The sequence below is a fragment of the Microbacterium cremeum genome, from assembly GCF_015277855.1.
Classification (GTDB): domain Bacteria; phylum Actinomycetota; class Actinomycetes; order Actinomycetales; family Microbacteriaceae; genus Microbacterium; species Microbacterium cremeum.
The window spans coordinates 577,953-597,368 of record NZ_CP063812.1; the positions used below are offsets into that span (position 1 = coordinate 577,953).

14 protein-coding genes are annotated in these 19,416 nt (G+C 69.5%); 5 read left to right on the forward strand and 9 right to left on the reverse strand.

From position 1 onward, the window contains the following. Positions 1–104 precede the first annotated feature (104 nt). Positions 105–1,034, forward strand: coding sequence for an ion transporter (locus tag IM778_RS02490; protein ID WP_194410532.1), 930 nt, complete (start codon positions 105–107; stop codon positions 1,032–1,034). 12 nt (positions 1,035–1,046) lie between these two features. Here the strand turns inward: IM778_RS02490 and IM778_RS02495 are convergent, their stop codons facing one another. The 5 genes from IM778_RS02495 to IM778_RS02515 form a co-directional block, all read right to left on the reverse strand. Further along, positions 1,047–2,291, reverse strand: a complete 1,245-nt coding sequence (locus tag IM778_RS02495; RefSeq protein WP_194410533.1) for an MFS transporter — start codon at positions 2,289–2,291, stop codon at positions 1,047–1,049. Positions 2,292–2,437: 146 nt separating this feature from the next. Next, positions 2,438–4,372 carry a glycoside hydrolase family 127 protein gene (locus tag IM778_RS02500; RefSeq protein WP_194410534.1) on the reverse strand — a complete coding sequence of 645 codons (1,935 nt, stop codon included), beginning with the start codon at positions 4,370–4,372 and terminating at the stop codon, positions 2,438–2,440. Further along, positions 4,369–5,262: a carbohydrate ABC transporter permease gene (locus IM778_RS02505; protein ID WP_194410535.1), complete on the reverse strand. Its 894-nt coding sequence runs from the start codon at positions 5,260–5,262 to the stop codon at positions 4,369–4,371. Before IM778_RS02505 ends, IM778_RS02500 begins: the two co-directional genes overlap by 4 nt. A gap of 11 nt (positions 5,263–5,273) precedes the next feature. Then, positions 5,274–6,215, reverse strand: a complete 942-nt coding sequence (locus IM778_RS02510; protein ID WP_194410536.1) for a carbohydrate ABC transporter permease — start codon at positions 6,213–6,215, stop codon at positions 5,274–5,276. A 56-nt stretch (positions 6,216–6,271) separates the two neighbouring features. After that, on the reverse strand, positions 6,272–7,573 hold the full coding sequence (locus IM778_RS02515) for an ABC transporter substrate-binding protein (RefSeq protein ID WP_194410537.1): 1,302 nt from the start codon (positions 7,571–7,573) through the stop codon (positions 6,272–6,274). A 173-nt stretch (positions 7,574–7,746) separates the two neighbouring features. On the opposite strand from IM778_RS02515, the gene IM778_RS02520 reads away from it, so the two are divergent. Further along, positions 7,747–8,772: a LacI family DNA-binding transcriptional regulator gene (locus IM778_RS02520; protein ID WP_228484818.1), complete on the forward strand. Its 1,026-nt coding sequence runs from the start codon at positions 7,747–7,749 to the stop codon at positions 8,770–8,772. Between the two features lie 21 nt (positions 8,773–8,793). Here the strand turns inward: IM778_RS02520 and IM778_RS02525 are convergent, their stop codons facing one another. Then, the gene (locus IM778_RS02525; RefSeq protein ID WP_194410539.1) at positions 8,794–9,786 is read right to left on the reverse strand and encodes an ArsR/SmtB family transcription factor; all 993 of its coding nucleotides are present in this window, start codon (positions 9,784–9,786) and stop codon (positions 8,794–8,796) included. 45 nt (positions 9,787–9,831) lie between these two features. Between IM778_RS02525 and IM778_RS02530 the strand changes: the two genes are divergently transcribed. Together IM778_RS02530 and IM778_RS02535 are read left to right on the forward strand one after the other, a co-directional pair. Further along, entirely contained in the window at positions 9,832–10,233 is a 402-nt protein-coding gene (locus tag IM778_RS02530) for a cupin domain-containing protein (protein WP_228484709.1), read from the forward strand. A 10-nt stretch (positions 10,234–10,243) separates the two neighbouring features. Further along, entirely contained in the window at positions 10,244–10,534 is a 291-nt protein-coding gene (locus tag IM778_RS02535; protein WP_194410541.1) for a DUF4287 domain-containing protein, read from the forward strand. Positions 10,535–10,550: 16 nt separating this feature from the next. Here IM778_RS02535 and IM778_RS02540 read toward each other — a convergent pair whose 3' ends face one another. From IM778_RS02540 to IM778_RS02550, 3 genes are all read right to left on the reverse strand, one after another. Continuing rightward, positions 10,551–11,141, reverse strand: coding sequence for a DnaJ family domain-containing protein (locus tag IM778_RS02540; RefSeq protein WP_194410542.1), 591 nt, complete (start codon positions 11,139–11,141; stop codon positions 10,551–10,553). Beyond that, complete coding sequence (locus tag IM778_RS02545; protein WP_194410543.1) at positions 11,138–11,989, reverse strand: NAD-dependent epimerase/dehydratase family protein; 852 nt, start codon at positions 11,987–11,989, stop codon at positions 11,138–11,140. Before IM778_RS02545 ends, IM778_RS02540 begins: the two co-directional genes overlap by 4 nt. A gap of 161 nt (positions 11,990–12,150) precedes the next feature. Beyond that, positions 12,151–15,603: a family 43 glycosylhydrolase gene (locus IM778_RS02550; RefSeq protein ID WP_194410544.1), complete on the reverse strand. Its 3,453-nt coding sequence runs from the start codon at positions 15,601–15,603 to the stop codon at positions 12,151–12,153. A gap of 252 nt (positions 15,604–15,855) precedes the next feature. On the opposite strand from IM778_RS02550, the gene IM778_RS02555 reads away from it, so the two are divergent. Then, entirely contained in the window at positions 15,856–19,332 is a 3,477-nt protein-coding gene (locus IM778_RS02555; RefSeq protein ID WP_194410545.1) for a LamG-like jellyroll fold domain-containing protein, read from the forward strand. Positions 19,333–19,416 lie beyond the last annotated feature (84 nt).

Here is a 19,416-nt window from a genome sequence, read left to right on the forward strand (position 1 = left end):
ACGAGGCCTGCTTCGTCGACATCGAGTGAAGCGGCGACGTCCCGGAAGGGCCCACAATGGTGCCGCGGGCCGCACCCTGACGCCCGCGACCGGGAGGCACTGCCATGGCGAGAGAGCGCGCGCGGACCCGAATCCGCTCCGAGCTGAAGAACACCGCGTACGAGATCTTCATCGGCGCACTGTCGATCCTGTCGATCGCGAACCTCGTGCTGATGCTCGTGTTCGCGTCCGACCCGTCGCTGCAGCTCGTCCTGTCTGTCATGAATGCGCTGTTCAGCGGCATCTTCCTCGGCGACTTCCTGTTCCGGATCTTCACGGCGCCGTCGGCCGCGCACTACTTCTTCCGCGGCTTCGGGTGGGCCGATCTCCTCGCGAGCCTGCCGTTCGCGCAGTTGAAGGTGCTGCGGATCTTCCGCCTCATCCGCGTCTTCCGGCTGCTGCGCGACCTGGGCCCGCGGACGCTGTGGAGCACGCTGATCCACGATCGCGCCAACAGCGCCCTCATGACGCTGCTGCTGCTCGGCATCCTGGTGCTGCAGTTCGGCAGCCTCTCGATCCTCGCGGTCGAGGGCAAGGCCGACGGCGCCAACATCACCTCGGCATCGGATGCGCTCTGGTACACCGTCGTCACGATCTCGACCGTCGGCTACGGCGACCAGTACCCCGTGACCAACGCCGGGCGGCTCATCGGCGTCCTGATCATCGTGGTCGGCGTCGGCATCTTCGGCACGTTCACCGGGTACCTCGCGAACCTGTTCCTCGGGCCGTCGAAGCCCGCCGAGCCGGAGGACGGGGCGACGGATGCCGAGGCCCCGGGTGCGACGCAGGCCACCGCCACGACGGAGGCCGAGGCTGTCACCGCCACGACGGAGGCCGAGGATCCCGCGGGGATGCCGCAACCGGCGGCTGCGGCATCCGTCGCCCCCGGTGCGAGCCTCGCGGACGAGAGCGCGGAGCGACTGCGCGTGCTGCTCGCGCAGTCGGAGGAGACGATGGCCGAGATCCGGCAGCTCCTCGCCGACGCGAAGCGCTGAGCCGGGTCGGGATCAGCGGCGCGAGGCGATCGCGGCCGCGACACCCGCACCGAGCACGAGGAGTGCCGCGGCGAGCGGGGCGTACAGGGCGACGGCCGAGCCGGCCGCGTCGGCGATGACGCCGGTGATGGCCGACGACGCCGACTGACCCACGATGACCGCCGACCCGAGCATCGTCATGACCGTCGCCGAGCGTCCGCGCGGGCTGAACGCCGCCGCGAGGCTGTACTGCGAGACGAGCGTCGGACCGATGCCGATGCCGATCACGAGCAGGCACACCGCGATCGCGGCGACGCTGTCGACGAAGGGCAGCGCGATCGTGCCGCCCACGAGGATCGTCGCGAACGTCAGCCAGCGCGCGGTGAGCGTGAACCGCGCCGGGAACAGGGCGACGCCGAGCGCCAGCGCCGCCGACCCGAGGCCCATGGCGCCGTAGACCAGGCCGGCCTGTTCGGGGGCGCCGCGCTCGGCCATGAACGCCGTGAGCGAGGTCAGCATCGAGCCGAAGAACAGCCCCATGCCCAGGGCGCCGGCGACCGGCGCCAGGATGCGCGCCCGGAAGAGCTCTCGGGCGGGGGCCTGCGCGAACCCCTTCTCGCGGCTCGCGGCCGGGGTCGCCGCGGTCGGATGCAGCGCGAACGCCGTCACGAAGACGAGGGCGAGCAGCGCCGCGCCGATGACGGGGGCTGCGGGGCTCATCGTGGTCGCGAGGAGTCCCACGATGACGGGACCGAAGACGAACGCGATCTCGTCCGCCGCCGACTCGTACGCCATCGTGCCGTTGACGACCTTCGTGCGGCCGTCCTTCGGGAACGCGCGACCGATGATGCCGACGAGGCGGCTGCGCGACAGCGGCGCCACCTGCGGCATGGTCGCGCCGATGAGGAACGCCACTCCCAGGAGCGCGGCATCCGGTGCCGGTGAGAACGCCAGCCACGCCATCGCCGCCAGCAGCAGGCTGTTGACCGTCCCCGCGACCAGCAGTACGCGGCGCTGGCCGAACCGGTCGGCCGCGGCGCCGAGCAGCGGCCCGATGAGCGCGGTGCCGAGACCGGTCATCGCGCTGGTGGCGCCGCCGAGCGCGAGCGAGTCGCGCGCCGAGACGACGAGGGTGAGGATGCCGACCACCATCATCGCGAACGGCAGTCGTGCGATCAGCGCGATGGGGAAGTACGTGTAGCCGGCTTCGCGGATGAGGCTCGGGCGGCGTCCGACGCGGACGTCGGTCGTCTCGGGCTCGGCGATCGTGGTGTGCATCTGAATTCCTGGCTCTCCGCCGCGGACGGCGGTACATCGTGCCGCCTTGTCGCAGGCGCCGGAGCGCGGACAGGTAGATGCACATCGAGGATGGGCACGGCGAGTCTACCGCGGCTTCCTGGACGAGCGCAGAGCAGGCGGCGACGTCAGCTCGAGGAGGGAATCCACACGCGCATCGTCGACGGGCCGCGTTGAGCCCACTCGTGGTACGGCACCAGCGGCACCTCGATCGGTTCCGCGTCGATGTCGCCGGAGGGCGAGCCATAGGGCCACGCCGCGTCGTCGAGCGGCAGCGGCACCACCGGCACCCACACGCGGCCCTGGCGTTCCACGGGCTGAGCGTCCGGTGCGAGCGCGACCGCTGCGACGTCGCCGACACCGGCGGGTGCGAGGTCCACCGACTCCAGTGCCAGCACCTCGGGCCCGCGCTCGATCGCGACGCAGCCGCGTACCGCGTCGATCCGCGAGTCGGGCGCCGAGACGCGCGGCGCCATCGGCAGATCGAGCTCGACGACATCCCCCGCGCGGAAGGCGTGGCGGATCTCGATCATGCCGGGCTCCACCGTCCGCTGCTGCACGAAGTCGGGGCTGACGATGCGCAGGGACGCCCCCGACGCCCACGCCGGCACCCGGACGCTGAGGGTCCACGGCTCGTCGGCATCGGAGACGTGCGTGATCGTCACGCGCCCGTCCGCGGGGTAGTCGGTGTCGACGTCGAAGGCGACCACGCGCCCGTCGTCGAGGGTCGTGCGGATCTCGGACGGCGCGTACTGGTGCAACTGGATGCCGTCCGAGTCCGCCGTGGCGACGTAGGCGTCGAGGCTCGCGAGGGTCCGTGCGACGTTCGGCGGGCAGCACGACACCTCGAACCACGGCGCGCGCAGTGAGGACGACGCGCGCGGCGAGGTCACGTCGGGGTCTGCGGGAGCGCCCGGCACGCGCTGGTGCAGCGTGTTGGCGTAGTAGAACGAACGGCCGTCGGGAGCCGGCGAGGTGGCCACGACGTTGTAGAACGTGCGCTCGATGAGGTCGGCGTGGCGCGGATCGGCACCGGCGAGCAGCAGCCGCCAGGTGAACATGATCGAGCCGATGCCCGCGCACGTCTCGGAGTAGGCGCGGTCGGGGGGTAGCTCCCAGTCCTCGCCGAACGCCTCGTCCTGGTGGTGCGAGCCCTGACCCCCGGTGACGTACGTGCGGCGTGCGATCGTGCGCTCCCACTGCAACCGCAGCGCCTTCTGCAGCTCGTTGTCGCCGGTCTCGACGGCGACGTCCATCGCACCCGCCGACAGGTAGTTCGCGCGCACGGCGTGACCGCGCAGCACGGTCGCCTCGCGCACCGGCACGTCGTCCTGGAAGTACTTTCGGCCCCACTCGATGTCGCGGAGCGTGCCCTTGCCGTGGCGCTCGACGAACAGCCGCGCCTGGGCCAGGTAGCGGCGGTCGCCCGTCACGCGCGAGAGCTCGGCCAGTCCCGCCTCGATCTCGGCGTGACCGCAGATCGCGTCGCGGCCCTCCGGGCCGAACACCTCGCACACCAGATCGGCTGCGCGACGCGCGATCCCCAGGAGCCCTTCGCCGGCGCCGGGCCGCGTGCGCTCGCGCGCGACCGCCGCCTGGAACAGATGCCCGAAGCAGTAGAGCTCGTGACCCCACTCGAGGTCGGACCAGCGCGGGCCCTGCCCGGGTCGGCCGAACATCGTGTTGAGGTACCCGTCCTCCTCCTGGGCGGCGGCGACGCGGCCGACGACCTCGCGGAAGCGCTCTTCGAGCGCGTCGTCGTCGGTGCGGCCGATCTCCCACGCCAGCGCCTCGAGGTACTTGTACACCTCCGAGTCCGAGAACTCCCGCCCCCGCCGCTGCGCGGGCAGGCCCCCCGAGACCGCCAGGTCGAAGTTGGGAAGCCAGCCCTCGGACTCGAGGCGCGACCCGATGTGGTCGAGGGTGTGGCGGCCGTTGACCTCCTGCCGTGCGGCCCAGAACCCGCCCGTGATGCGGACGTCGCCGAGACCGAGCGGTCGCAGGCGTCCGCAGCTCGGGACGGCAGGTGCCTGCGGCGCCGGTGTGATGGTGTGCATGGTCATCCTTTGAACGCTCCCGACATGAATCCGCGGACGTAGTGGCGCTGCAGCAGCAGGAACAGAAGGATGCAGGGCAGCGCGAGCACGACCACGCCCGCCTCTGTGGCGCCGTAGTCGATGACGCCTTGCACCTGCACTCGGAGGTTCGACACGGCAAGGGGCAGCGTCATCCTGTTGGTGTCGGTGATGAGGATCAGCGGAGCCATGAAGTCGTTCCACGCCGCGAGGAAAGCGAACATGCCGACCGTGATGAGGCCCGGCTTGACAGCGGGGAGCAGCACCCGGCGGAGCGCTCCGAACGTCGTGGCGCCGTCGACCATGGCTGCTTCGTCCAGCTCGCGCGGCACCGATTCGAACGAGATCCGCATCATGAACATCGAGAACGGCAGCTGGAACATCGTGAGCACGATCGCGACGCCGACGAGCGAGTTGCTGAGCCCGACGGCGTTCAGGATCACGTAGAGCGGGATGAGCAGTGTCGCGTACGGCACCATGAGGATCGCCAGGACGGTGAGGAACAGCAGGTTCTTGCCCGGGAACGAGAAACGCGCGAAGGCGTACCCGCCCAGCGTCGCGACCACCAGTGTGAGCAGCACCGTCAGCAGCGCTACGAACGTCGAGTTGCCGAGATACACCCAGATGCCGGCCTGGTAGTCGGCCAGCGCGGCGTAGTTGCCCAGCCCCCACCCCTCGGGCTGGCTCGTGCCGGCCCGAGGCGCCACCGAAGAGACCGCCGTCCAGATGAGCGGGTAGAGGAACATGATCGCGAGAGCGGTCGTGAGCACGGCGTACGGGATGCCGAACACCAGGCGGGCGGCGGAGCGTCGGCCGCGTTGACGTGGCGAGCGCGTCTGGATGAGTCGCGTCGCCGACGGAAGGGTCTGTGCAGACATGGCGGGCTCTTTCAGTCCTCGTCGGCGCGGCGGAAGGCGCGCAGCTGGAGGATGTTGATGACGATGAGGGCGAGCAGCACGATGACCGACAGCGCGGCGGCGATGCCGAGGTTGTTCTGCCCCTGGAAGGCCACGTTGTAGATCAGCTGCACGATGGTCATCGTGCTGTTGTCGGGTCCGCCCTTGGTGAGGATGTAGAACTGCTCGAAGGCGAGCAGCGAGCCTGTGACGCACAGCACGATCGTGAGCGCGAACGTCGGGCGCAACAGCGGCACCGTGATGCTGCGGAACGTCTGCCAGGTCGAAGCGCCGTCGATGCGCGCAGCCTCGTACACGTCGTCGGGGATCGCCTGGAGTCCGACCAGCATCAGGAGCATGTAGAAGCCCGCGTACCGCCACACGATCAGGAAGACCGTGGACCACAGCGCACCCTCCGGCGTGCCCAGGAACGTGAAGCCCCACGCCCGCATGAGGTCGGCGAACGGGCCGGCGTATGGCGAGTAGAGGACGTAGAAGAGAAGGGATGCCGAGGCCAGGCCGAGGGCGCTCGGCACGAGGAACGACGTGCGGAGGAAGGACTTCCATCGCGTCGACTCCTGCACCAGCAGCGCGAGCCCGAGGCCGAGGCCGATCAGGAGGACCGTCGTGACGACCGTGTACTTCAGGGTGAACCAGATCGAGTCCCAGAACAGCCGGTGGTCCACCGCGTCGATGTAGTTCTGGGGGAGGTTCCACCCCCGGTTGCCGGCTAGCAGCGGCCAGTCGGACGCCGACATCTGCAGCACCAGCACCAGCGGCACGAGAAAGACGAACACGACGAACAGCGCCGTAGGTGAGGCGTACAGCCAGCCCCGCACGGCATCGCGTCGCGCGCGCGGCGTGCGGCGTCTGGTCCGCGGAGCGCTCGGCGGGCTCGCCGCGCGCGTGGACGGCGTGAGGGTGTCGGCGGACATGTCGTTCTCCGGGGGAGTGGGGGTGGTGGCCCGGTCGCCCGGGCCACCACCGGGCATCACTGGGCGAGGATCTCGGTGATCGCGTCGTTGTCGGCGTCGACGGTGTCGGTGCCTTGCAGGACGGCGTTGCGTACCAGGGTCAGCCACGGGCTGCCGGGTGCGTTGAACGCCTGCTGGAAGTTGAGCGCCACGGGGGTGTCGCCCTCGGATGCCACCTCGTTGATCGTCACCAGGCGCGGGTCCTGGGCGGCGTACTCGTTGTCGGCGAAGTCGGCGCGCGAGACGACGTCGTTGTTCTTCGCCAGCACCTCGACCTGCGCCTCCTCCGACATCAGCCACGTCAGGAAGTTCCACGCCTGAGCCGACTGCTCCGAGTCCTTCGAGACGCCGATCCCATCACCGCCGACGAACGTCGATGCGCCGCCGTCGACACCGGGGATGCCAGCCACCCCCGCGTCGAACGGGGTGGACGACAGCAGCGTCGCCGGGTAGAACATGAGGCCGACATTGCCCTCGGTGAATCCGGCCGTCCACGTGGGACCGGCCTCGTCCTGCGAGCTCGGCAGCACTGCACCCGACTCCCACAGCTCGTGCCACGTCGCGTAGACCTCCTGCGCGGCGTCGTTCGCGAGCAGGGACTCGCGTCCGTCCTCGCTGAGGACTTCCTCGCCCGACGCCCAGATGCTGGGGAACCACGTGAAGACGAGGCATCCGCCGCAGTTCAGGCCCGTCGCGGTGCCGTACACGCCCTCCTTGTCGAGCGCCTGGATCTGCTTGGCCGCCTCGGCGTACTCCTCGAGCGTCGCGGGCGCCTTCTCGGGGTCGAGTCCGGCCTCGGCGAACAGCTCCTTGTTCCAGAAGAGCATCGAGAGGTCGAGCACGAACGGCAGCACGTGCTCGTTGCCGTCGGCATCGGTGCCGGCCGATAGGTGACCCTTGTTGATCTCGTCCTTGTAGTCGAGACCGTCGATCTGGGTGCTGAGGTCCTGGAACAGCCCCTGCTCGACCCAGTTCGGAACGTACACGATGTCCGCGGCGAAGAGATCGGGGAGCCCGCCCGATCCTGCGGCGGCGCCCACCTTCGCGACGTAGTCGTCGTTGGGTACGACCGTCAGCTCGACCTGGTTCTCGTGGGTTGCGTTGTAGGCGTCGACGAGCAGGTTCGCCTGCTTCTCGAGGGGTGCCCGCGTCCACAGCGTGAGCGTCGAGCCGTCGTCGACGCCTTCAGCGGGAATGGACTCGGCCGGGGTGGTGGTGCTCCCCGTGCCCGAGCAAGCGGCGAGGGCGCCGATGAGAGCCCCCGCTGTGACGAGGGCCGTGGCCGCGCGCAACGCGCCACGACGTCGGGTGGTGATCATGCAACTGTCTCCTCTGGCTCTTCTTCGAGCGGATGACGCCGATCGGGTCGGCACCGCTGCTGGGGTGCTGTACTTTCGAAAAGACCGAAAGCCATTTCGAGCAAGCTATCGTGAGGATCGTCGCGTCGTCAAGTATCGTCGGCGATAACCTTTCAGCACCAGAGGAGGTGCCCGTGGCAACGAATGAGACGGGCCCGCGGGCCGCCACGCTGAGCGACGTGGCGCGGCGGGCAGGCGTGTCCATCGCGACCGCCTCGAAAGCGCTCAACAACAGGGACGATGTCGCGGTGGCGACGCGGCAGCGCGTCCTGCGTGCGGCGGATGAGCTGGCATTCACCCCGAACGCCATGGCGAAAGGGCTGCTGGCCGGCCGCACCGGCACCGTCGGTCTCCTCACGAGCGACCTCGAGGGCCGCTTCATGCTCCCGATCCTGATGGGGGCCGAAGACGCTTTCGGAGCCGGGAAGGTGAACGTCTTTCTGTGTGACGCGCGCGGCGACGCCATCCGCGAACAGCACCACCTCAAGGCGCTGCTGAGCCGGCGCGTCGACGGCATCATCGTCGTGGGACGCCAGACCGACCCGCGACCGTCCCTGGGGCAGGAGATCCCCGTGCCCGTCGTCTACGCGTACGCTCCGTCCGACGACTCGCGTGACCTGTCGCTCACCCCCGACAACTACGCCGGCGGCCGCCTCGCGGTGGAGCACCTGCTCTCGTGCGGTCGGACCCGCATCGCACATATCACCGGCGACCCGGCGTACGCAGCGGCGCAGGACCGCATCGCCGGCGCCCATGCGGCGCTCGACGCTGCCGGCCTCGAGCTGGTCGGCGAGCCGCTGTTCTCGGAGTGGAGCGAGCACTGGGGGAGGGATGCTGCGGCGATGCTGCTGCAGCGACACCCCGATGTCGATGCGATCTTCTGCGGCTCGGACCAGATCGCGAGGGGTGTGCTCGACACCGCGCGCGACCTCGGTCGGACGGTTCCCGATGACCTCGCCGTGATCGGCTACGACAACTGGAAGGTGCTCGCGACGAACTCGCGTCCGCAGCTGACCAGCATCGACGCGAACCTGCAGCAGCTCGGACGCCAGGCGGCCCAGCGGGTGTTCGACGCGATCGACGGCGTCGACATCGGCGAAGGCATCCACCACCTGCCGGTGCGGCTCGTCATCCGAGGGTCGACGATCGCGCGCCGATGAGGTCCGGTCCGGACTCGGCGGTCAGAGGACGGCGCCGACCATCGCCTCGCCGAGCGGGGTCCGGCGGTGCAGCATCCGTGCCCCCGCGCGCGTGCTCGCGACCAGCCCGGCGTCGCGCAGCACGGTGAGGTGGTGCGACGCCGTCGAGACCGCCAGCGCGCAGTCCCGCGCGACCTGCGAGGTCGTGCGGGGCTCGTGCGCGTCGAGCAGGATGCGTGCCCGCGCCGGCCCGAGCAGGGCTCCCAGCGCCGTCTCGACATCGGCGGGGTCACGCGCCCACGAGGCCATGACGCCCTGCGCGGGGTAGAACAGCGTCGGCTGCGCCGGCGGCTCGGTGAGCACGTTGCACCCGGTCGAGCCCATCACCGACGGCACCAGCACGAGACCGCTGCCCCGGCAGTCGACGACCTCGCTCCAGATGCGCATCGTGACGCGCACCGCGCCGTGCTGCCACGCGACCCGCTCGTGCAGCGTCTGGATCATCGCGCCGATACCGCTCTCGGCGATGCGGCGGGCGCGCACGGCGATGTCGGCGCGCAGCACGCGCTCGAGCTGGGTCCACACCGGCGCGATCGCCGCGTTCCACACGCCGAGCCACGCCTCGGCGATCATTGCGCGCGCCCGGTCGGGGTGGTCGAGCATGCGCTGCACCGCGGCGCGGCGCGCCTCGCCCTCGGTGCGCACGAGCACCTTGGTCATATCGACCTGGTATCGCGCGTCGTCGATGTCGCGCAGGCGCTCCGACTCGGCCTCGGGCGTGAGCTCCCACGTGGGCGACGTGGTGAGGAAGTCGGGGAAGTAGCCGTCGTCGCGGATCAGCAGCGCGAGCACCTCGAAGTCCTCCCGCGGGATCGCGCCGCGAGCTGCCCGCATCCATCCCCACTGCAGCGGATAGTGATCGGGCCGCTGCAGCGCGCGCACCGCGTGGCACAGCTCGTGCCCCGGCGAGATGCCGAACCGGATCGCGGTGAGATCATCGGGCGCGAGCCGGAAATCGACGTACTTTCGATCCACATCGAAACTCTAGGGCGACGGATGCCGCGGCGAAAAGCTGTGGGCATGAACACCGACACCGCCACCATCGTCACGCCGGCCATCGTTCCCGGGGCCGAGCTGGTCATCGGCACCGGCCGCACCCGCCGCTTCATCGGCGCCGAGCACGGCGCCGGAGTCTCGTACTTCTTCGTCGACAACGAGCCCGGGCAGGGCCCCGACATCCACCGCCACCCCTACCCCGAGACGTGGGTCGTGCTGGAGGGCGAAGCCCGCATCACGATCGGCGACCGCACCCTGCGGGCGGTCGCCGGCGACACCGCCACGGCGCCCGCGGGCGAATGGCACAGCTTCAAGAACAGCGGCACCGGCCGGCTGCGGGTGCTGTGCATCCACGCGTCGGACCGCATCATCCAGGAGTGGCAGGATGCTCCCGGAGTGCTCGACATCCCCACCACCGACCGCTGAGGAGAACCACATGTCGTTCCAGGCATACCTCGACACGATCGAGAAGAAGACAGGGCTCACGCCACGCCGGCTCATCGAGATCGCCCACGAGCGGGGCTTCGACGAGAACACCAAGGCGACGCCGGTCGTCGAGTGGCTCGCCGCCGACTACGGCCTCGGCCGCGGTCACGCGATGGCGCTGTACCACGTCCTCACGAAGGGTCCGCAGATCAGCGACAAGCACGTCGGCACCGACGGCACGCACTCCGACCCGTCGAACGTGCTGTGGCTCGACGGCGCGGCGACCAACCCGAACCCCTAGTCGCGCACCGGCTCGGCTACGCCCCGCGCCGCCGCCACCAGGTCCGGCGGCGGGGAGGCGCGGCATCCGTCTCGTCCGAGGCGACGCGTGCCGCCCGCCGCTCGCGCCACGCGCGGACCTCGGCGTCGACGTCGCGTGTCGGCGTCACCACGGGTGGTCCGCCGAGCAGCTGCCGCCGTGCCTCGATCACCCGCCGGTTGAAGTCCTCCACGGCTTCGCGGACCCCGTGCTCGTGGTGCAGCTCGTCGAGCCGCGCTTCGAGCTCGCGGTCTTCGACCCGCAGCATCAGCGCCGGCGGCCCGAGACCGGTGAGCTTCTCGGACTCGATCTTGCGCCGGATCCACCAGTCCGGATCGTGGCTCTGGCCGAGCCCGGGGATGGGCTTGCCCGCACCGGGCAGATCGTCGAACTCGCCGCGGCGGATCGCCTGCTGGATCGAGACCTCGACGACGGCGGCGCGGTCCGCGGCCGAGTACGCACGGCCCGCCTCCGACGAGCCGGACGGCTCGGGGTGGCCGGGGTCGTCGCCCGACGGGACGAGGCCCTGCTCGCGCTGCCACTTCTCGAAGCGGTAGCGCTCAGCCTTCTCGCGGGGGTCTTCGCTCATCCGGCCGCCACATGGTCGCGCCAGGAGTGCTGCGGCTCGTAGCCGAGGATCCGGCGCGCCTTGTCGATCGACAGGAGCGTGTCGTGCTCGCCGAACGAGCGGGTCTCGACGCCGGGGAACACCTCGGCGACGAGCTCGGCGTTCGGGCGCGACATCACGGTGTCGGCCGCCGCGATGATGTAGGTCTCGAAGCCGGCCGGGGCGGCCTCGAGCGCGCGCTGAACCGCCTGGGCGCCGTCGCGCGCGTCGATGTAGCCCCACAGGTTCCACTTGCGACGGCGCGCGTCGGCGTCGAACGAGGGGAACTCGGCGTAGTCCTCCGGCACCATGACGTTCGAGAACCGGAACGCCGTGATCGACAGGTCGGGGTGCCACCGCACCAGCTCCACCGCCATGCGCTCCTCGAGCGTCTTCACGAGCGAGTACACCGACTCGGGGCGCGGCGCGTACTCCTCGTCGACCGGGATGTACGGGGGCGGCACGTCGAACGGCAGACCCAGCACCGTCTCGCTCGACGCGTAGACGAGGCGACGGATGCCGAGCCTCACGGCGGCCCAGAACACGTTGAAGGTGGCTGCCATGTTGTTGTGGAACGTGGCGACGTCGGAGCGGATGCCGGGCGCGGGGATCGCGCCGAGATGCACCACCGCGTCGAACCCGTCGTGACGGTCGTTCACCGCGGTGAGGGCGTCGACGACCTGCCCGTAGTCGGTGAGGTCGACCTGGACGAAGTCGGGGCCGCGGGTGCCGACGACATCGAGACCGATGACGTCGTGCCCCGCCGCACGGAGTTCGCGGGCGACGACGGTGCCGAGCTTGCCGGAGGAGCCGGTGAGAGCGATACGCATGGTTCCAGCGTGCCACGCGTTGAGGGAGCGGGGCGGAAACGGCGGCCACCGGCATCCGTCGATCCCGGGAGAGAGGGTGCGAGAGGTGATCGGGGGAACGGAAGAGGGCTCGCTCTCTCAGAGAACGAGCCCTTTCCGACCCAACGGTGCCTGTGGGTGTGTCAGCCGCCGCAGGTGCTCGCCGGTGTCGGCACCTCCTGCACCACCGAGACCGGCTCGCCGCCGACCGTGGCTGTCGCCGTCAGCGTGGCAGAGTCGGCGGGCACCGCCACCTGCCGCGTCGTGAACGACGCCGAGACCGACTTGCCGGCAGCCAGCGCGCCGAACGACTTCGACCCGAAGGGGGTGGTGGCCGCGACCGTCACGGGGAAGCCCTCGCTGTTGGTGACGGTCAAGACCTGGACGACCTTGCCGGCGATGCACCGCGAGATCACCACGCCCGAGACGTTCAGCTGCGGCGAGGCGCTGCCGGTGACCGTGACCGTCAGCGAGACCGTCCGGTTCGCGGGGGCGAGCTCCTCTTCACGCGTCTGGTTCAGCACGGCCGAACCGTCGGCGGCGAAGTGCACCGTCTTGACCCGCGCGTGACGGCTCGGGTCGTTCAGGCCGCCGTCGGCGCCCGGGATCCACTCCGAGAACGGCGGGCGGGCGTGGTACACGATCACCGGGTTGCCGTCCGCGTCGAGCGTGAACGAGTTGTGACCCGGGCCCTGCTGCTGGCCGCCGAAGTCATCGGACGTCAGCAGCGGGTAGCCGGTCTTCTTCCAGGTCGACGGCTTCATCAGGTCGCCGTCGATCGGCGCGCGCAGCATGCCGATCGAGTAGGTCTCGTTCACCTCGGAGGCCGAGAAGAAGACGAAGACCTCCTTGTCGCTCTTGATGACCGCGGCTCCCTCGTTGATGACCTGCGAGTTCGTCCGTTCCCACGCGTAGTTGGGGGTCGAGAGCAGCATCGACGGACCGATCAGCTGGCTCGGGTCGGACGGGTCGATCTCGGCCATCCGCAGGTCGGAGCTTCCCGGCTTCTCGGCCCACACCATGTAGTGCTTGCCGTTCGCTTCGAAGTACGTCATGTCGAGCGAGAAGCTGGTGAACGCCGAGGTGTCGCCCGGTGCCGCCTTCATGTAGCCGAGGTGCTCCCAGTTCGACGCGACCATCGGGTCGGTGTCACCGGGTGCTCGCATGATCGCGGGGCGGATGTTGAACACGTCGCCGTTGCGGCTCGACGTGAACAGGATGTACCAGTCGCCGTTGATCTTGTGGAACTCCGGCGCCCAGAAGTAGCGGAACGCGGTCGTGGCGACCTTCGACCCGTTCGACGTGTCGGGCGACTGTGCGTTGTTCGCCCACAGCAGCACGTTCTCCTGCGCGGTGGTGAGGCCGTTGATGGTGTCGGCGCGGCGGATCACGATCCGGTCGTAGCCGACGCGGGTGTTCGACTGCGTCGTGGGGAACGAGCCGGTCAGGTAGTACTCGGCCGAACCCGTGCGCTCGTCGTCGCGGAGCACCCACGGGTCGGCCCGCTCCCGGACGAGGATGCCCTTCTCGTCGCCGTAGACGGGCTGGTTCACCGTGCCGGTGACCGTGTACGTGCCGGGCTTCTGCAGATCGACAGCGCTGGTGTCCCAGTCGACGCCGAGCTGCTTGGACGAACCGTCCGAGTAACCCAGCTGCACCTTCTCGGGCAGGGTCAGCTCGCCGCCGAACTCGACCTCGACGTCCTCGCCGGCATCCACCGTCGTGTTGACGATGCGGCCGAGCGCCTTCTGCAGCACGGCGAGCTCCGCTGCCGTGACCCGAAGGGCCGAGGCCTCGATCGCGCCGGCCGGAAGCCCGGAGACACCGGGCGTCGCGGGTGCCTCGACCGCCACCGGGGCGCTGAAGGTGGCGAAGTCGGCCGTCGTGACCTCGTACGAAGCTCCCGCCGGCGTGCGAAGAACGACGCGGTATGCGCGCAGACCGTTGTCGTACGAGACATCGGCCCGTGCGACCGTGATGCCCTGGGTATTGGTCTGCACCCACTTCTGGTCGGTGAAGGTCACCAGGTCCGTCGAGCGGTAGACGAAGATCCGGCCGTTCGAGGCGTTGTCGGAGGCGACCATGCCGAAGCTGCCGTCGGGGTGGCGGAACAGCGTCGGGTGGGCGAATCGCGACGTGCCGGTGCCGAAGGCCGGGTACAGCACGCCCTTGTTGTTGTTGAGCGCCACCAGCGCGTCGCCATCCGCGGCGGCTGCGAGGTGCAGCACCTCCGTCTTGGCGGTGTCGCCGGTGCGGACGTATGCCACCGCCTGACCGGCGTCCTGCGCGCGCACAGTGACGGTGAAGCTCCGCTGGGCGGTGCGTCCGTCGCGCGCGAACGTCGCGGTGAGCTCGACCTGCTGGTCGGCTTCGGTGCGGGTGACGGTGCCGTCGGTCGACACGGCGGTCGGGTTCGACGAGCTCCAGCTGAGGTCCGCGCCGTCCACGCTGTCTCGCAGGACGATGTCGGAGGCGACCACCGAGATCCCGAGGTCGAACGACTCAGCGGTGCGATCGAGGTCGCGCTGAGCGTCGAACGCCGGCACCGTCACATCGTAGCCGCGGGTGAGCGTCTCGCCGGCGAGCGTGAATGTCGCCGTGAGCGTCACGGCGGCGTCCGGCTGACCCTCCGCCGGGCGCGTGACGCGGCCGTCTGCTGCGAGCACCGAGGGCTGCGAGGACGCCCACTCGATGCGGGACTGACCGACCGAGCCCGTCGCGGGCAGGGAGATGTCGGTGATCGCCTCTGCCGGCAGCGAGACGGCGTCGGCGTCGGCGGTCATCGATGCGATGGTCTGGGATGCCGGGACGCGCTCGCTCAGGTGGTAGAGCTCGGCGACCTGCTGGGGCGTGTAGGCGGAAGTCGAGACGACCACGTCGTCCACGCCGCCCTTGTAGAAGATGTCGGGGTACGAGGAGCGGCCGATGTACCCCACGAGGCCGGTTCCGAACTGCGAGACGCTGCGGGGGATCGCCACCTGGCCGACGAGCGCGCCGTTGTAGTAGCCGGTGATCGTGTTGGCGGTGATGACCGTCGTGTACATCGTCCATTGCGTGCCGGTGGTGGGGCCGAGCACGCCCTGCGAAGCCGTCGTCGGCGAGATCCCGTACTCGGTGCCCCACGGGGCGCTGGCGTTCGGGGCACCCGTGACGACGGACTTCATGCGGTTCTGCGGGTTGCGCGGGTTGAGCATGTAGTACTGCGACGGCGGGTTGGCGGTGGAGCCGAAGAAGAGAGCGGCGTAGTTGCCGGCGCCTGTCTCGTTGCGCAGCCACGTCGAGATCGTGAGCGTGTCCTTGCCGTCGAACAGGTTCGCCGGGAAGCGGACGTGGCCCGCGCCGCTGTTGGATGCCCCGCCCGGGAGCGTGAGCACGCCGTCGGCGACGCTCGCTCCGGTGCCGAGGATCGTGCCGTGGTTGCCGTTGCCCGAGACGTCCGCCGCCTCGCCCGGAGTGCTGAAGTCGTAATGCAACAGCAGATTCGGGTCGGGGGGTGTCGGGTCGGCGTGTGCTGCCGGCGGTGCGAGCACGCCGATGGCGAGCGCGGCGATCGCCGCGCCTGCCATCCCGACGCGTCGCCAGGACTTCGTTGCCATGTCAAACCTCTCCATCGCGGCCTGTCGCCCACTCGGGAGTGCAGGCGATGTTGCGAGGATAGCGCGTTAGCGCTCACATCAACAGAATTAGGAAGTTGACTCGAGTCAACGAAGTTAGCGGTTTCCAGACATCGATGCTGGAGATTCTTAACGAGTTACCGCTAACGTGAGCGATAACAACCTGCCCGACGACGGTCAGTCACTTGATGGAGAGTGAAGATGAGATTGTTTACCCGCGCTCGCAGAGCCTCGGTGGCGGTCGCCGCCGCCGGCGCCATGGTCATCGGCATGGGCGTCAGCACCGCCCACGCCGCGCTCCCCGACGACGGACTCGTCGCCGAGTACCTGTTCACCCAGGCATCCGGTGCCACGGTGCCCAACTCCGCCGACGGATCCGCTCTCGGCGCCGCCACCGTACGGAACGTGCAGGCCGCCGACTGGACAGGATCCTCCCTGACCCTCCGCGGCGGTGCGAAGACGTCGACCGGCAACTGGGTCGAGCTTCCCGACGACATCCTGACGGGCAAGCAGTCGGCGACGGTGACCGCCGAGGTCAAGGCCTCGGCGGCGATGCTGACCGGATTCCACTTCCTGTGGAACGTCGGCAACGAGTCATCCGCCACCGAGTACTTCTTCGCGTCGCTCAACTGCGGCTCCAGCCGCGCGCCCCTCGTCGGCATCAAGGCCGGCGGTGTCGAGCAACTCGTGCAGGCGGGCTCGTGCGGTGTGACGGCGAACCGGTGGGTCAACGTGACCTCGGTCGTCGACGGGGCCGCCGGCACGGCCTCGCTCTACATCGACGGCGTGCGCGTGGCGCACGGCTCTGTCGCCGCGACGCCGGCCGACATCGTCGATCAGTCCCTCAACACGATCGGGCGCGCTCCGTGGCCCGACCCGCTGTTCCAGGGGGCGATCTCGTCGTTCCGCGTCTACGACCGGGCGCTGTCGGCGGCCGAGGTCGCCGACGTCTCAGCCGCGGACGCGCAGCTCAACGCCGCGGAACTGCAGGCTCAGGCGCAGGCGATCATCGACGGGCTCGGCGTCGCCGACCTCGAGACCTCGACAGACATCGACCTGCCGACTGCGAGCGGACGCGTCACGTGGACGTCGAGCAACCCCGCGGTCGTCGCTCCGACGGGCCTCGTGACCGCGCCGCTGTCCGGCCAGCCCGCTGTCGCCGTCGAGCTGACGGCAACGGCGTCGGTGCGAGGCCTGAGCGCGAGCAAGACAATCACGGTCACGGTGCTGCCCAGTGAGGAGACGTCTGAGGAGCGCATCGAGCGCCTCGCGCAGCGCTTCGTCATTCCGTCCGTCATGCGCTCGGGCACGGCGCTTCCCGCGGCGCCCGAGGGCACGACCGTCGCCGTGGCCGCGGTCAGCGGCGACATCGCGGCCGGCGAGACCATCACCTCTTCGTCGGAGGAGCCGCAGGACGGCGAGATCACCGTCCGGGTCACCGACGCGACCTCCGGGGCGAGCGTCGACCGGGCCTTCGCCGTCCGGGTGATGCCCGCCGGGGCCCCGCAGCTGCTCGCCTACAACCGCAACCCCACCACGGTGGCCGAGGCCAACAACGCCGACGTCGCGCTCAGCATGCACCTCGCCCTGCAATCCGAGGGCAGGTGGACACCGCTGAACGAGAACTACGGCATCTTCTTCCCGAAGACCTCGGCACCCGTTCCCGCGAACGGACCCAGCGAGGGCCTGATCCGGAGCCTCCGCAACCCGCACGTGTTCTACGAGGCGGACGGCGGCTTCGGCATCGTCGCCACGCGCACGCTGCGCAACGGTGGTCGCGAGGGGCTGCAGTCCAGCAGCCTGCTGTACGCCCGCAGTGCGGACCTCCTGTCGTACCAGGAGGTCGGCATGGTCGATCTCGGTGTCACGAGCGGCGTCAACGATCCGGCCGTGATCTGGGATTCCGCCTCCGAGCGCTTCGTCGTGAGCTGGACCTCCGACGCCGGGGCGCCCTTCTACACCACCTTCGGCAGCCTCACGGATGCGACCACGCGTGGCGACGTCGAGCGCGGCTCCATTCCCGCCAACGCGGGGACGGCAGACACCGGCATCCCGAACTACGCGACCGGCAACGCGATCGTCGTCTCGACCGAGGTCGCCGACGCTCTGAAGGTTCGCTTCGGCCGCATCGTGAACACCGGGGTCGACGACCTCGCCGGCGTCGAGATCGAAGCCGGCGACGAGATCGCCGCCGGCGATCTGCCGCAGCGTGCGCAACTGTCGTACAACGACGGCTCCACTGCATCGCGCGCGATCGAGTGGGATGCCGAGTCCCTCGCCGCCGTCGACGTCACGACGCCCGGCACCTATACCGTCACCGGCGCGATCAAGCACCCGCAGTACGCGACGCCGTTCGCGGATGAACGCGCCGACCCGTCGATCTTCAAGTTCGACTGGAACGGGCAGACGAAGTTCCTGATGATCGCGACGGAGGACCTCAACCTCAATCCGGTCAATCCTGCGAACGGGCCGCACATGCCGATCCGCATCGCGGACAACATCGAGGACCTCTCGGACGACGCCATCCGGGCCGGCCGCAACGTCGAGATCGACCTGCTGAAGCGGGGCGACACCGACGCGGAGGGAGCGGTGATGACCGGGTGCTTCTGGGCTCCGGAGTTCCACCTCGTGAACGACACGCTCACGATCTTCTTCATGCCCTGCTACAACGGCTCCAACGGTCAGCCCGACATGTGGACCGGCCGCGCGAGCATCATCCAGCTGAAGAAGGACGCCCAGGGCAACGACCTGGACCCGGCGGTCCCGGCGAACTGGACGAAGGCCCAGAAGGTGCTTCGCGCCGACGGCTCGATCCTCAACCCGGTGCAGAACATCTCGCTCGACATGACCTACTTCGAGGACTCGGGTCAGTCGTACTACGCCTGGCAGATGCTCGGGTCGGTGTTCATCGCCAAGATGGACCCCGCGAACCCCACGCGGCTGACGTCGGCGCCGGTGCGCATCCTGCCGCCCGAATTCGCGTGGGACAACGTCATCGCGGAGGGCCCGAACGTCCACGCGCACAACGGCACGCTGTTCATGATCTACTCCGGCTCGAGCGTGGGCGACTCCTACACGACCGGTCTGATCACCGCGAAGGCCGGCGAGAACGTCGACCTGACGTCGCCGGCCGCCTGGACCAAGCTGAATTACCCGGTCCAGAAGTCCGGCATGTTCAACGGCGCCTGGCAGCTGGGCACGGGTCACGGCATGTGGTCGATGGATGAGGACGACAACCTGCTCTACGTCTTCCACGCCCGCACCAGCAACCGTGGCCTGACCGGTCGCGACATGTTCGTCCGTCGCGTCCACTTCGCTTCGGACGGGATGCCGATCTTCGACATGGAGTCTGACGAAGAGGTCGCGCCCGACAACCGCCAGGTATCGGTGACCGTGACGGTGAATCCGTCGACCGGACCGCAGCTGGACATCTCCGGAGTGGTGACCTCGCGCTGCGTCGTCGGCAAGGTCGTGCAGGTGCTGACCGTCACGAACGGCAACGACGTGCCCGTGTCGGTGTCGTCGTCGACGCCGTACGGTTCGAAGACGTTCACTTCGCTGGCCGCGGGCAAGTCGGCGTCGGCGTCCTTCACCACCCGCCAGGTCGCTGTGCCCGGTGATGTGGTCACCCTGACCGCGACAGCCACGATCGACGGTTCGCCCGTCAGCGTGGAGCGCGAGGTCAGCTACCCGGCCGCCAGCTGCGGCTGACCGAGCCCCGATCTGCTCGCGGACGATCCGTCCGCCTCGGAACCCGAAGTACCAGCGAAGAGGATCTTCATGAACGTGATCTGG